General features: G+C 43.9%; 11 protein-coding genes. 4 read left to right on the forward strand and 7 right to left on the reverse strand.

All coding sequences use genetic code 11. From position 1 onward, the window contains the following. Window positions 1–143 precede the first annotated feature (143 nt). Entirely contained in the window at window positions 144–1,319 is a 1,176-nt protein-coding gene (locus IEV36_RS14200) for a zinc-binding dehydrogenase (protein WP_005256144.1), read from the forward strand. Window positions 1,320–1,390: 71 nt separating this feature from the next. Here the strand turns inward: IEV36_RS14200 and IEV36_RS14205 are convergent, their stop codons facing one another. The 4 genes from IEV36_RS14205 to betI form a co-directional block, all read right to left on the reverse strand. Then, window positions 1,391–2,173, reverse strand: coding sequence for a TorF family putative porin (locus IEV36_RS14205; RefSeq protein WP_005256145.1), 783 nt, complete (start codon window positions 2,171–2,173; stop codon window positions 1,391–1,393). 67 nt (window positions 2,174–2,240) lie between these two features. Beyond that, window positions 2,241–3,935 (reverse strand): choline dehydrogenase, encoded by a 1,695-nt coding sequence (gene betA, locus IEV36_RS14210; RefSeq protein WP_005256146.1) that lies wholly within the window; start codon window positions 3,933–3,935, stop codon window positions 2,241–2,243. Window positions 3,936–4,025: 90 nt separating this feature from the next. Next, on the reverse strand, window positions 4,026–5,498 hold the full coding sequence (betB, locus tag IEV36_RS14215; RefSeq protein WP_005256147.1) for a betaine-aldehyde dehydrogenase: 1,473 nt from the start codon (window positions 5,496–5,498) through the stop codon (window positions 4,026–4,028). Next, window positions 5,491–6,117, reverse strand: coding sequence for a transcriptional regulator BetI (gene betI / locus IEV36_RS14220; RefSeq protein ID WP_005228886.1), 627 nt, complete (start codon window positions 6,115–6,117; stop codon window positions 5,491–5,493). The genes betB and betI overlap by 8 nt, the downstream gene beginning before the upstream one ends. A gap of 265 nt (window positions 6,118–6,382) precedes the next feature. On the opposite strand from betI, the gene IEV36_RS14225 reads away from it, so the two are divergent. After that, entirely contained in the window at window positions 6,383–7,993 is a 1,611-nt protein-coding gene (locus tag IEV36_RS14225) for a BCCT family transporter (protein ID WP_005256149.1), read from the forward strand. Window positions 7,994–8,109: 116 nt separating this feature from the next. Next, the gene (locus IEV36_RS14230) at window positions 8,110–10,170 is read left to right on the forward strand and encodes a choline transporter (RefSeq protein ID WP_005256151.1); all 2,061 of its coding nucleotides are present in this window, start codon (window positions 8,110–8,112) and stop codon (window positions 10,168–10,170) included. Window positions 10,171–10,222: 52 nt separating this feature from the next. Here the strand turns inward: IEV36_RS14230 and IEV36_RS14235 are convergent, their stop codons facing one another. The 3 genes from IEV36_RS14235 to mqo all read right to left on the reverse strand — a co-directional run bounded on the left by IEV36_RS14235 (window position 10,223) and on the right by mqo (window position 13,684). Next, window positions 10,223–10,678 (reverse strand): hypothetical protein, encoded by a 456-nt coding sequence (locus IEV36_RS14235; protein ID WP_005256153.1) that lies wholly within the window; start codon window positions 10,676–10,678, stop codon window positions 10,223–10,225. Between the two features lie 41 nt (window positions 10,679–10,719). Next, window positions 10,720–11,961 (reverse strand): MFS transporter, encoded by a 1,242-nt coding sequence (locus tag IEV36_RS14240; protein ID WP_005256155.1) that lies wholly within the window; start codon window positions 11,959–11,961, stop codon window positions 10,720–10,722. Window positions 11,962–12,043: 82 nt separating this feature from the next. Further along, window positions 12,044–13,684 (reverse strand): malate dehydrogenase (quinone), encoded by a 1,641-nt coding sequence (gene mqo, locus IEV36_RS14245; RefSeq protein WP_005256156.1) that lies wholly within the window; start codon window positions 13,682–13,684, stop codon window positions 12,044–12,046. 400 nt (window positions 13,685–14,084) lie between these two features. On the opposite strand from mqo, the gene IEV36_RS14250 reads away from it, so the two are divergent. Continuing rightward, window positions 14,085–14,525, forward strand: coding sequence for a GNAT family N-acetyltransferase (locus tag IEV36_RS14250; RefSeq protein ID WP_032864004.1), 441 nt, complete (start codon window positions 14,085–14,087; stop codon window positions 14,523–14,525). The last annotated feature ends 59 nt before the right edge of the window (window positions 14,526–14,584 follow it).

Consider the following 14,584-nt stretch of genomic DNA (forward strand, 5'->3'; position numbering starts at 1 on the left):
TATTCAAGATATTTATATTTCGGTCATAGGTTTTGACAATTATCCTTGTCAGGATTAAGGAGAGTGTTGTTTGCTTATTTCCTCAGCCCATCAGAACAAGCTGAAAAGTGAATAACTGGAATAAAACAAAAAAGGAATATCCTATGAAATCTCTGGTCTGTCATAACGCTCAACTGCAACTTGAAGATTCGCTTGAACTGATTCCAGCCAAAGGGCAGGTCTTACTTGAGGTGGTGCGTTGCGGGATCTGCGGTTCGGATTTGCATATGCAACATCACTGTGACCACATGCATGATTTGGCAGCACGAGTTGGGTTTAATGGTGTGGCAAAATCTTCCGATAAACTGGTTTTTGGTCATGAATTTTGTGGCAAAGTCTTGGATTATGGTCCTAAAACACGTCGAAAATTGAAAGCGGATACCTTGGTTTGTGCCATGCCTTTATTAAATGTTGATCCAGAGGGTTATGTTCCGACGGGTTTGTCGCCAACTGCTTCAGGGGGCTATGCAGAGCAGGTTCTGGTGCAATCTAGTTTGATGTTTGCAGTGCCGAATGGTTTAGATGCGGATCGTGCAGCATTAACTGAGCCAATGGCTGTGGCTTTACATGCGGTACGTCGTAGCCGAATTAAGAAAAATGAACCTGCCATCGTGATCGGTTGTGGTCCTGTGGGTTTGGGCGTGATTATTATGCTGAAAGCGGCAGGCGTTAAAACCGTGATTGCCAGTGATTTTTCACCCAACCGTCGTTGTCTGGCTGAACAATGTGGTGCAGATATCTTGATTGATCCTAAACAGCAGTCTCCATTTAGCAACTGGAAAGAGCTGGGCTTATTGGGTAATGTCTCTGAAGCCATTAATATGGGAATGGGGCTTTTTGATAAGGTTCAAACCTATTCATTACCGTGGGTCAATGCCATGCGAGTGGGAGATAAACTTGGAGTATTGCCAAAACGTCCCGTGATTTTTGAATGTGTGGGTGTGGCTGGGATCATGCAGCAGATTCTGGAAGGTGCGCCGTTATTCTCCCGTATTGTAGGCGTGGGGGTGTGCATGCAAAGCGATAAGATTGAACCTGCATTGGCGATCAATAAGGAACTGGAAATCCAATATGTGTTGGGTTATACACCACTTGAGTTTCGTGACACGCTGCATATGATTGCAGAAGGAAAAGTGGATTGTTCGCCATTGATCACGGGTGTGGTCGGGCTGGAAGGGGTGAGCAATGCCTTTGATGCCTTACGTGATCCAGAACAACATGCCAAGATTCTAATTGATCCGAAACGTGCGGGGGCAATGATCGAATTGGTCAAGTCTTAATATCAGAAATAGAAAAATCCGCTTTCGTTGAAAGCGGATTTTTTACGGGAACTTGATTGATATTTGCTTATTTAAAAGGTTTTGGTCAGCGAAAATGTCACTGTTGAATCAATTGGATTCGAGACTTTGGCGTTTGGATTACCATTACTATATTGCTGATAAAAACCGTCTTTATCCCATGCTTTGCTATAGGTCAGGCTGCTGGACAGGTTGTAGGGCAATTCTTTGTTTACTGCAAAACTGGCATCCTGAAAGTTGGCAGCAGAAAAGTTTTTGATGCGTTGATTGCCATAATGGGCATTGACAGACCAGCCTTGTGTGATCGGTTGATACCAGTTCACATCCAGATAACCTGAGCCGCGAGAATGTTTGTTATTTCCCATGCCTAGCGTATCGGAATTATTGCCAAAATAGTCTTGAGTATAAGTAATGGCATATTTAACGCTTAACGGACCGTAACTGATTTCAGGGATGATTTCCCCATAGTCAAAGCGGGTGTTGCCTGTGTCAGCCGTGGTTTTTGCGCCTGGATAATAGTAATAGGCAACTTTAGTCCCGACCGTAAAATCCCCGATCGTACGGCTATAGCCCGTATATACATCCCATTCAACAGAGGCATCACGAATAAAGTGATCGCTTACAGTCGATGCCCATGTCCCTGCATAAAAACCGCTGTCATGATTGTAGTCCAGTCCACCCTGTAAGGCAGGTTTACCCCAAGTTTGCTGGAAACCGCGTGAAACGTATTGGCTGGCCGTAGTGATATTGGCAGAATAAGGTGAGGTGGGTTCAGTTGCGTGAGTGCTTTGAAAATAAAAAGCGAAAGGTGCAATTACGAATAAGGTTTTTTTCATCATTTCTCCCTGAATGAAGTGAAACCCGAAGCCTAAGCCTCGGGTATCCCCTAAAGGAATTTCATGCTTATTGTATTGGACGTAACGGCGCTTGGCGTGCCGGTGTTGTACCCGCTTTGTAATAACCTGCTTCTGAACGCGGCAATTTTTTACCACGGATCTGATCGGCAATTTTTTCTGCGATCATGATTGTGGTGGCATTCAGGTTACCAGTAATGATCAATGGCATGATTGAGGCATCGACCACACGCAAGCTTTGTACGCCGTGAACACGACCTTGACCATCTACAACTGCCATCTCATCTTCACCCATTTTGCAGCTACATGAAGGATGGAATGCTGTTTCTGCATGGGTACGGACGAATTCATCTAGTTCAGCATCAGTCTGGATATGTTTACCCGGGCTGATTTCTTCACCGCGATATGGATCGAGTGCGGGCTGTGCCATGATTTCACGGGTGATACGGATCGCATCACGGAACTCACGCCAGTCTTGCTCAGTTGACATGTAGTTGAACAGGATACTTGGATGCTCAAACGGATCCTTTGATTTCAACTTGATACGACCGCGTGACGGTGAACGCATTGAACCGACATGGGCTTGGAAACCGTGTTCTTTTACCGCATTACTGCCGTTGTAGTTAATCGCGACAGGCAAGAAGTGGTACTGGATATTCGGCCAGTCAAATTCTTCTGAACTACGGATAAAACCACCCGCTTCGAACTGGTTACTCGCACCAACGCCAGTACCGTTGAATAGCCACTCAGCGCCAATCGCAGGCTGGTTATACCATTGCAGGGCAGGGTAAAGTGAAACAGGTTGCTTACATTGATATTGCAAGTACATTTCCAAGTGGTCTTGCAGGTTTTCACCGACACCCGGCAAATCATGAACTACATCAATGTCCATCGATTTCAGGAAGGTACTTTCACCCACCCCTGAACGTTGCAGGATTTGTGGTGACGCAATCGCACCTGCGCAAAGTAAGACTTCACGTTTGGCCTGTGCCTGTTTCATATTGGCTTTGTCTGCACCAATAATATATTCCACGCCCACAGCCTGTTTTTGATTGAATAGGATGCGATTGGTGGTGGCATGCGTAATGATGGTTAAGTTTGGACGACCTTTGGCCAGATCTAGATAACCACGCGCGGTACTTGAACGACGACCATTTGGTGTTACGGTACGATCCATTGGACCGAAGCCTTCCTGTTGATGGCCATTTAAGTCATCGGTACGTGGGTAACCCGCCTGTACGCCTGCTTCAACCATTGCATGGAACAGTACGTTGTTGCCATTTTTAGGCGTTGCCACTGACACAGGGCCATCACCACCGTGATAATCATTGGCACCAATGTCGCGAGTTTCAGCTTTTCTGTAATAGGGTAAGCAGTCTGCATAAGTCCAGTCTTCCAGACCTTTCATGGTTGCCCACTGGTCCAGATCCATCGCATTACCGCGGATGTAGCACATCCCGTTAATGAGAGAAGAACCACCTAAACCTTTACCACGACCACATTCCATACGGCGATTGTTCATGTGTGGTTCAGGGTCGGTTTCATAAGCCCAGTTATAGCGACGACCTTGTAATGGAAAGGCCAACGCAGCTGGCATTTGAGTACGGAAATCTAAACGGTAGTCTGGGCCACCGGCTTCCAATAATAAAACAGACACATCTTTATCTTCAGTCAGACGTGTTGCGAGCACATTTCCGGCAGATCCTGCGCCAATGATAATGTAATCGTATACTTGAGTATTCATCGTTATCCCTTTTGTATTCTGGAGAGTGCCAGCGAGATCAAGTGATAGCGTGGCACATAGGATTAATCTTGAGGGTGAAGGGTGAGCGCATTAGAAAATGCTTTGATACTCACCTAACTCAACTTGAATAGATTTGATACGGGTGTAATGACCCAGTGTGGTTAAGCCATTTTCACGGCCTACGCCTGATTGTTTATAGCCACCTACTGGCATTTCCGCAGGGGATTCACCCCATGTATTGATCCAGCAAATACCTGCTTCAAGCTGGTGAATAATGCGATGTGCTTTGGTAATGTCTTGAGTCACTACGCCTGCTGCCAGACCGAAATCTGTGGCATTGGCACGGCGAATCACTTCTTCCTCAGTTTCATAGCTAAGAATGCTCATGACTGGGCCAAAGATTTCTTCCTGCACAATCGCCATATCATCTTGGCAATCACTGAAAACGGTTGGTAATACATATGCGCCTTTGGCTAGATCACCTTCAGTGGCACGGTCACCACCGATCAACACTTTCGCGCCTTGCTGTTTGCCAGACTCGATGAATGACAACACTTTTTCCATATGCGGGAAGCTGGTGAGTGGACCAAAATTGGTTTGCTCAGCCATTGGATCACCGATACGAATACGTTTTACACGTTCCACAACGGCTGCTTCAAAATCAGCAAGCATGGCTTTAGGTACAAATACACGCGTACCGTTGGTACATACCTGACCAGAACTAAAGAAGTTGGCCATCACTGCAATATCAGCAGCACGGTCAAGATTGGCATCATCACAAATAACGAGTGGAGATTTACCACCAAGTTCCATGGTCACTTCTTTCAAAGTTGAACCCGCAGCACTTGCCATCACTTTCTTGCCGGTTTCGACACCACCAGTGAACGAGATTTTTTCAATCACTGGGTGTTCAGTTAGCCATTGACCGATATCACGACCAGCGCCTTGTACTACGTTAAATACGCCGTCTGGTAAGCCTGCTTCGGTATAGATTTCAGCAAGTTTGAATGCAGTCAGTGGCGTGGTTTCGCTTGGTTTGAAAATCATGGCATTACCCGCAGCTAGGGCAGGGGCAGATTTCCACATTGCGATTTGAATTGGATAGTTCCATGCACCGATACCAGCCACTACACCGAGGGGTTCGCGACGGGTATAGAAGAAGCTTGATTCGCGAAGCGGAACTTGTTCGCCTTGAATGGCAGTCGCAAGGCCTGCGTAGTATTCAAGTACATCGGCACCCGTTACGATATCGACAGTCGATGTTTCGCTGTAGGCTTTACCTGTATCTAGGGTTTCTAACTGAGCCAGTTCATCATTACGTTCGCGTAAGATATCAACTGCACGACGCAGGATACGAGAACGTTCCATTGCGGTCATGGCAGCCCAGATTTTCTGGCCTTGTTGTGCGCTTTGAACAGCCGCTTCAATGTCTTGTTGTGACGCTTGTTGAAGTGTTGCGATCACTTCACCGTTGGCAGGGTTAATACTGGTAAATGTTTTACCACTGGTCGCTGCGACATAACGTCCGTGGATATACAATTGATGAACTTGTGCATCACTCATTCTGTTTCTCCTGCAAGGGCTTGTTCGCAAATTGCAATTGCGTTTTTACGTAATCGTAAGCAATGGAACGTGCCAGCTGGCTGTCAAACTCGTCATGACTGCTTAAACTGCCACGTAACCATAATCCGTCAATCAAAGCCGCCAATCCGCGGGCGGCAATGCTTGCCTGTTGTTTATCATCGACCAACATGAGGAAATAATGTTTCAGGTTGGAATACAGGCGTTGATCATTAATTCGTTGTAAACGTCCAAGTTCGGGAAGGTGCATACTTGCAGACCAAAAGTCTAACCAGACCCGCATGGCTTGTTTGTTGACCTGACTAATATCAAAGTTGGAATCAATAATGGCCTTGATCTGGCTTTCTGGATGTGGATCTGCTTCGGTTTTATATTGGTCAGTTTTCTGACGTAAAACGTTGAGCATCTCCTGCATACAGGTATTGATTAAACCCTGCTTGTCACCAAAATAGTGACTCACAATACCGGTTGATAGTTCGGCCTTTTTTGCAATCTGTGCAATGGTGGTATTGGATAACCCCACTTCAGAAATCACATAAAATGCGGCGTTAATAATTTCTTCACGTCGCACATGTTCCGGTTTTACTCTACGCTTTGTCATGCTTATCCATTTAAAGCCCTGCCAAGGTGCTTTTTATTCAACATTTCTCAATGTAGAGCATCATAACATTTTTTTATCATACTTTTTATTGATTGAACGTTCAATCAATAAAAAGTATAATCTGTAAAAATCAATTAATTTTTGCTTGGCAAGAATAGATGTAAAGTAAGAAATCAAGGCTTCTTATGGATAAGAAGGTAAGTACTCACTAGGACTTATCACATTATTTTTTAAGAAAAATACACCAATTGCAAGGAGCAAAAACATGGTGTCAAAAAGTAATGAAGGATCCCCATCCGAACCCATACGTTTAAATTTGTTTGTTTTTTGGAGCTCTGCAATCAGTATAGGCATTTTTGGCCTATTGTTTGTACTGTTTCCAGCCCAAAGCCAGTTCTGGCTGACCTATGTGCAAGGGCAGGCAAATAAATTATTTGGCTGGTATTACATGCTGGTCATTATTCTGTGTTTAGGTTTTGTTGCCTGGCTGGCATTTTCGCGTGTCGGACAAATTCCCTTAGGACGAGATGACGATAAACCTGAGTTCGGTTATCTGGCGTGGGTCTCTATGCTCTTTTCGGCGGGGATTGGTATCGCCTTGCTCTATTATGGCGTGGCTGAACCGGTTGATCACTTCTTGCGACCACCCGAAGGTACAGGCGGAACGATTCAGGCGGCACGGGATGCCATGATGTATAGCTTCCTGCATTGGGGGATTCATGGCTGGGTACTGTATGCCTTATTAGGTGTAACGCTGGGTTATTTTGCCTTCCGTTTAGATTTGCCGCTGGCACTGCGTTCTGCGTTATATCCGATTTTTGGTGAACGTATTTATGGTCTGGTTGGTGATTTTGTCGATGGTTTCGGAATTCTGGCGACTGTTATTTCCCTTGTGACCAATCTGGGCATTGGTGCGTTGGTGCTGGTGTCGGGCCTCCATTATTTAGTACCAGATATTCCCAATAATCATACAACGCTGATTGCTGTGGTGTTATTGATGATGTTTGTGGCGACCATTACAACAGTCATCGGTATTGAAAAAGGTCTGGCGTGGTTGTCGCGTATCAATCTGCGTCTGTTGTATGCCTTGTTGTTATTTGTATTCCTGACTGGCCCAACCAATCATTTACTCAATGGTCTGGTGCAGAACACGGGTGATTACCTCGATCATTTCATTAGTAAAAGTTTTGACATGTATCTTTTCAATGCCAAAGCGGGTGAATGGCAGGGTGCATGGACGGTATTTTACTGGGCATGGTGGATTGCATGGGCGCCATTTGTCGGTATGTTTATCGCACGTATTTCTAAAGGCCGTACCATTCGTGAAGTTGTGCTGGGCGTTTGTCTGGTGCCATTGGGCTTTACCTTGGCCTGGATCTCGATTTTTGGAAATACAGCGATTGATCTGATTTTAAATCAAAAGCAGCAAGCACTCGGTGATATGGTGTTGACCGATGCGGCTTTATCTCTATTCAAGCTTCTCGAATATTTACCATTCAACCCCTATATTGCTGGCATTGTTGTTGTGATTTGTTTCGTATTGTTTTTGACCCCAGTGGGTTCTGGTACACTCATGATCGCAAATCTGTCCTCGAAAGGGGGTAGCAATGAAAGTGATTCGCCAATTTGGTTAAGAGTTTTCTGGTCTGTGGTCATTACCATTGTCAGTATTGGCTTGCTTTTGGTAGGGAGTTTCCACTCCATGCAAAGCGCCGTGGTACTTTGTGGTTTGCCATTTTCCGTTATTATTTTGCTGTATATGTTTGGGTTAGCCAAAGCCCTGAAGCAGGATGCTTTACGACCTCAACCGCCGCAAGTAATAGCGCCAGTAACGCCACCATCACATTTTGCAACTGAAAAATCAGAAACATTGTAATTTGGGTAATGACTTTTATTTTTCATTTTTTATTCAGAAATGTCTTTTCATTGAAGATGCAGTGGAAAGACGTGGATGAATATTTTCTTTTTGTTCTCTAACTCCCTGAGGATTGTATGGCAACAGATAATCCAAGAGCGGTTGATGATTCTACATTAGCGAATAAAGATCATTTGAATCGTGTGGTCTTTTATGTTTCAGCTCTACTTATTTTAACATTTGCACTTGTTACGATTTTTTTTAACGATTTTGCCAACCACTTGCTGAATGTGGTGCTGGCATGGGTCAGTGATAAATTTAGCTGGTACTACTTGTTAGCAGCGACGCTTTATCTGGTCTTTGTGGTCTTTATCGCCTGTTCCCGTTATGGCGATATCAAACTTGGCCCAAAACATTCGAAGCCTGAGTTCAGTCTACTGAGCTGGTCAGCCATGCTGTTTGCGGCAGGGATCGGGACAGACTTGATGTTCTTCTCGGTTGCAGAGCCGCTCTCCCACTATATGAATCCTCCTGTTGGCGAAGGTCAGACCTTTGAGGCGGCTCGTCAGGGGATGGTGTGGACACTGTTCCACTATGGTTTAACTGGTTGGGGCATGTATGCACTGGTCGGGATGGCGTTAGGTTACTTTAGTTACCGCTATAATCTGCCACTCACCATCCGTTCTGCGTTATACCCGATTTTTGGTAATAAAATTGATGGCCCGATTGGCCATACCGTCGATACTGCCGCTGTCATTGGTACCATCTTTGGTATTGCGACCACCTGTGGTATCGCGGTGGTACAGATCAATTATGGTCTGCATGTACTGTTTGGCTTACCAGAGAACCTGTGGATTCAGATTGCCCTGATTGGCCTTGCGGTAATCGTCACCATTATTTCAGTGACAGCAGGGGTCAATAAAGGCATTAAGATTTTATCTGAAATCAATATTTATGCTGCAATTGGCTTGATGCTGTTTGTATTGTTCCTCGGCAATACCGAATTCTTGCTCAATGCACTGGTACAAAACTTTGGCGATTATATTAGTCGTTTCCCGAGTCTGGCACTGGAAAGCTTTGCCTTTGACCGTCCAAAAGACTGGATGAATAGCTGGACCTTGTTCTTCTGGGCATGGTGGGTGGCTTGGTCTCCATTTGTTGGTCTGTTTCTGGCACGTATTTCCCGTGGTCGTACCATCCGTGAATTTGTCTGTGGTACCTTGATTATTCCATTATTGTTCACCATTACTTGGTTATCTATTTTTGGTAATAGTGCCTTACATAGCGTGATCTTTGATGGAAATACGGCACTGGCACAAACGGTATTGACCGATCCTGCGCATGGTTTCTATGACTTGCTTGCTCAATATCCAGGCTTTGCCTTTATTGCGGGTATTGCCACCATTACGGGTTTACTGTTCTATGTGACTTCAGCAGATTCTGGCGCGTTGGTACTGGGTAATTTCACCACTAAATTCTCCAATGTTGATAATGATGCGCCGCGTTGGTTACGTATCTTCTGGGCCACTGCAATTGGCTTATTGACGGTTGCCATGCTGATGGCAAACGGGATTACCGCCTTGCAAAGTGCCACGGTCATCATGGGATTGCCGTTTAGTTTTGTTATGTTGCTGGTAATGGCAGGTCTGTATAAGTCCTTGCGCTTAGAAGATTATCGTAAAGCCAGTCGCAGCCTGAATGCAGCGCCTGTGGTGGGTAACGTTGATATTCTAAACTGGAAACAGCGTTTGTCTCGCGTTATGCATCATCCTGGCAGCAGCGAAACCCAACGTATGCTCGACAGTGTATGTAAACCTGCTGTTCAGACCGTTGCGGATGAACTGGTCAAGCGTGGCATGAGTGTCGAAGTCACGCAAGGTGAAGTGGAAGAGAGTGATGCGCTGTATCATCTTGATCTCACTATTTACATCGAAGAAGAGCATAACTTCGTTTACCAGATCTGGCCTGTGCGTTATATCGCGCCGACCTTTAGTGAGCGTGGTAAACGTGGTAAGCAACATTACTATCGTTTAGAAACGTTCCTGTATGAAGGTTCGCAGGACAATGACTTGGTGGGATACACCAAAGAACAGGTGATTAATGACATTCTCGATAAGTATGAACGTCACATGACTTTCTTGCATATCAACCGCATTAGTCCCGGAAACCGTCCTTTGTATCCTGATTCGCAAGATTAGTATTCGCAATAAAAAAACCTCACGTTATGTGAGGTTTTTTTATTGGATAGTTTTATAAAGCGCCGTGTTGTTGCCAAGTTTCACCTGTTTCATATGGTGCATATTTTTGTTTTAGTTCATGTAGGGACTGGCTTTGATAGAGCGCAAAAATAATCATGATCAGAAATAAGCCTGCCAGTTTGATCAAGCGTTTATTCTTATACTCATCGGAATATAAATGGAAAATACAATAGAATGCGACAATCAGATAAGTGCAAAACAGTGAGTTAAGCACCAGATAAATCAGCAAGGCTGCCGTCACAACGGTGGCAATTCGGTTTTTTAAAATGGTTGGATGAAGGCTGAGTACATTTAAGATCAGTAAGCCAAAAGAGGTCCAGAAAAGATAAGCGCTGCCGCCAATAATCACGATATAGATGGATTGCAGGCACAAAAGTACCAGCCATACAAAAATGGAAACAATAATGAACCTGGATGCACCAGAGGATGCGGGCAAAGTGTGTTTCATATGACTTACATTGATTTTTCTAAACAGCGATATAAAAGAATTTAAAAACGAAATTTAAATAACGCTTTGCTTCTGACACTGGTTAAAGCCACACAGAGCAAAGAAAGCGTGCCGCCGATCAACATTGCTGGAACCACGCTGAAAAAGCGTGTCATCACACTGGACTGCAATGCGCCTAGCTCATTACTAGACGTGACAAAGATGCCATTAATGGCAGCAATACGTCCAAGCATGTCCTTGGGGGGAATAAGTTGCAGTATGGTTTGACGAATGACAATGTTGATACTGTCACAAGCTCCCATAATAATGAGAACTGCGACAGAAAAATAGAGGTGTCTGGTAACAGCAAATAACAATGTGCAACAACCAAATCCTGCAACGGCCATTAACATGATCTGCCAAGGTTTATGTTTGGGTGGATAACGAACTAGAATCATCATCATGATCAAGCCGCCAAACGCAGGCGCAGCACGCAATAGACCGAAACCGTCGGCACCGATATGTAATACATCCTGCGCAAAAATTGGTAGCAGGGCAATGATGCCACCAAAAAATACCGAGCCAAGATCGAGAAACATGGCCCAGAAAATAATTTTATTTTTAAAAATAAATTGCAGTGCCTGTTGCAGGCTTTTGGCAATCGATTCAGTTTGAAGCTGTGGAAATTGTCTTTTTTGTAAACGCCAGAGCGCCACACTGCCTGTCATAAATAATCCGACAATAACGCCAAAGGTAATATCCAGATTAAGATGCGCCAGCAAAAAACCACCGATCACGGGAGCAAGGATACCGCAGGCCTGCCAGCACATGCTGGTCCATGTTGCAGCATTGGTATAAAGATGTTCGGGCACGACAAAAGGTCGTAATGAGTTAAAGCACGGACTATAAATACCGCGAATGCAGCCAAATACAAATAAAAGACTAAAAGTCGAAATCAGTAAGATGGTGGTTGTGATTTTATCCGACTGAAACAGGTCGAAGCACAGCCATAAGGTGATGGAAAGGGGAATGGCAATACTAAAGCTGATCTGCAAAATACGCTGACGATTAAAACGGTCAGCAATATATCCGCCCCATAAAGAGAGCGCCAAAAAGGGTAAGAAATCCATGATCCCAACCAGACCGAGGATGAGTGGATTCTTGGTAATTTGATAAAGATGAAAAGCAATTAGTACTTCCTGAATCAAAACCGCAAAGGTTAAGCAGCATTGATTGATGGTCAATAACTTAAAGTCACGACAGGCAAATGCGGCAAAAGCTGAGGGGCTTACATCGGAAGGCATAGATTTAAAAGGCACAGAAAAAAATAAAACAAAAAAGGGAAGAGCCGAAACTCCTCCCTTTTGAACTCATTCCTAAGCAGAATTACTGAGCAACAGCTTCAGCTTTTACGACTTTTTTCGCAGGAACCAAGTTTGCTGGTGTCGTATAGTTCAAGCCAAGTGTTGAGCTTGAATAATGACGGATTTGATCAAGCAATGCTGGATCATTGGCAAGGTCTTGACCATAAGAACGGACAATCTCGTGCAACTTGTCATTCCACACACCTTTGGTTTGCTCTGGGAATGCTTTTTCAAGCAAGTTAAGCATGATGTAAGGTGAAGTAGATGCACCCGGAGAAGCACCCAACAACGCCGTTACAGATTTGTCTTTAGATGCAAAAATTTCTGTACCGAATTGCAATTTAGCTGGTTTGCCCGGTTCTTTCTTGATGATCTGAACACGTTGACCACCTTGTTGTAGATGCCAGTCTTTTGGATCTGCTTCAGGGTAGTATTTTTTCAACTCGTTGAAACGGTCAGCATCCGACATCAATACCTGGCTTACGAGATACTGTACAAGGTCCGCATTTTGTAGACCAATTGCAGCCATAGGCAACACGTTGTTCTTGTTGGTCGATGCAAGCAAATCAAGTTGTGAACCATTTTTTAGGAACTTGTTTGAATAGGTTGCGAATGGGCCAAACAATACATATTTTTTACCGTCGATATAACGGGTATCAATATGTGGAACAGACATTGGAGGCGCACCAAGATCAGCACGGCCATACACTTTAGCTGTGTGTTTTGCAGTTACCGCTGGATTGTCAGTTACAAGGAACTCACCACCTACAGGGAAGCCAGCGTATTGTTGAGCTTCAGGAAGACCAGTCATTTGCAATAATTTGATTGCAGCACCGCCCGCACCAATAAACACAAAACGCGTTTTTACATGATCAACTTTGCCAGACTTCACATCTTTGAAAGCGACAGACCAAGTATTGTCGTCATTTTTACTAATACCAGTGACTTCTGTTGAAGTGCTTAGCTTGAAGTTTGGACTCTTTTCGAGGTTGCCAATCAACTGTTTGGTGATTGCGCCGTAGTTCACGTCAGAACCTACGTCCATACGCGTTGCAGCAACTTTTTGTTGAGGATCACGACCGTCCATCACCAATGGAGCCCATTGTTGAATTTCAGCTTTGTCTTCACTCAACTTCATGCCAGCGAATAATGGATGTTGAACCATGGCCGCATAACGCTTTTCCATAAAGTTCACATTGTCGCCCCAGACAAACGCAATATGCGGTACTGGGTTGATGAATGTATTTGGCGTTTCAAGCACACCTTGTTTGACTTGGTAAGCCCAGAACTGTTTTGCAATTTCGAACTGGCTTGCCACGTTGATGGCTTTAGAAATGTCCATTTTACCGTCTTTTTCTTCGGTATAGTTCATTTCCATAAAGCCAGAGTGACCTGTACCCGCATTGTTAAAACCGTTTGAACTTTCTTGTGCAACAGCATCAAGACGTTCATACATGCGGATGTTCCAGTCTGGTTGTAATTCGTTGAGGTAAGTACCTAAAGTGGCACTCATGATCCCGCCGCCGATGAGTACAACATCGACAGTCGGCTCGTCATTTGCAGTTTTAATTGCCTTAGACGCAACTGGTCTAAAAAGAAAGGCAATTGCAATAATAATTAGTACTACGAGCAGTACTAATAAATATTTCCAAAATTTTTTCATTCAATTTACCTTAAAAATTAAATGACGCTCTATATGACAAACGATATAGAGAGAAAGAATTTAAATGATGATACAGACGCAATAAAGGCACATCAGTCAAGGGATGGCCTTGAAACAGACGTTGGAGGAGTTAGTTCATGAATTTTACTTTAAATTAGACAGTGTTTTAGTTAACGAATGTTTCAAAGTGTACTAATCAAGTCGCTTTTAATTATTTTATGTATTTATATTGTGTAAAGTGGTGGAAAATCTCTCGTTTATGGTTTAGAGAAGTGTGTCACATTTTAACCAAATATAACGTTAGTAAATTGGTTCTGGTGAAAAAAGCCGATTGGCACTGCCTTCTGTTCAGGGTTGGCTTATGCTTTTGAAGATTAGAAGTGCAAATGGAAATTATAAAGTGAAATTAAGACAGCTGTGCCAGCAAGATCAGCAAAACTGGATGTCATTATGGCAAGGATACCAAGCTTTTTATCAGGTTGAGATCGATCCTCAAATTACAGAAAAAACATTTTCTCGTTTACTTGATCCTGATGAAGCGATGTACTGTCTGGTTATTGAAGAACAAGAGAAGCTGATTGGTTTTGTGCATTTTATTTTTCATCGAAGTACATGGACGATAGGCGACTATTGCTATTTACAGGATTTATTTGTTGTACCGAATGCGCGGGTAAAAGGTTTGGGGCGCAAATTGATTGAAGCCGTTTATGAAAAAGCGGCTGAAAGACAATGTTCGCGTGTCTACTGGTTAACGCATGAAAGTAATGAGCAGGCCAGAAGGCTTTATGACAACATTGCTATAAATGCTGGTTTTATCCAATATCGAAAAAATCTGGAATAATTTTTAAAAATCCGTTATCTGAATGTTTATGCAATTGTGCTGGAGTATCGGAGTAGGCT

Source organism: Acinetobacter vivianii (assembly GCF_014635885.1).
Taxonomy (GTDB): Bacteria; Pseudomonadota; Gammaproteobacteria; order Pseudomonadales; family Moraxellaceae; genus Acinetobacter; species Acinetobacter vivianii.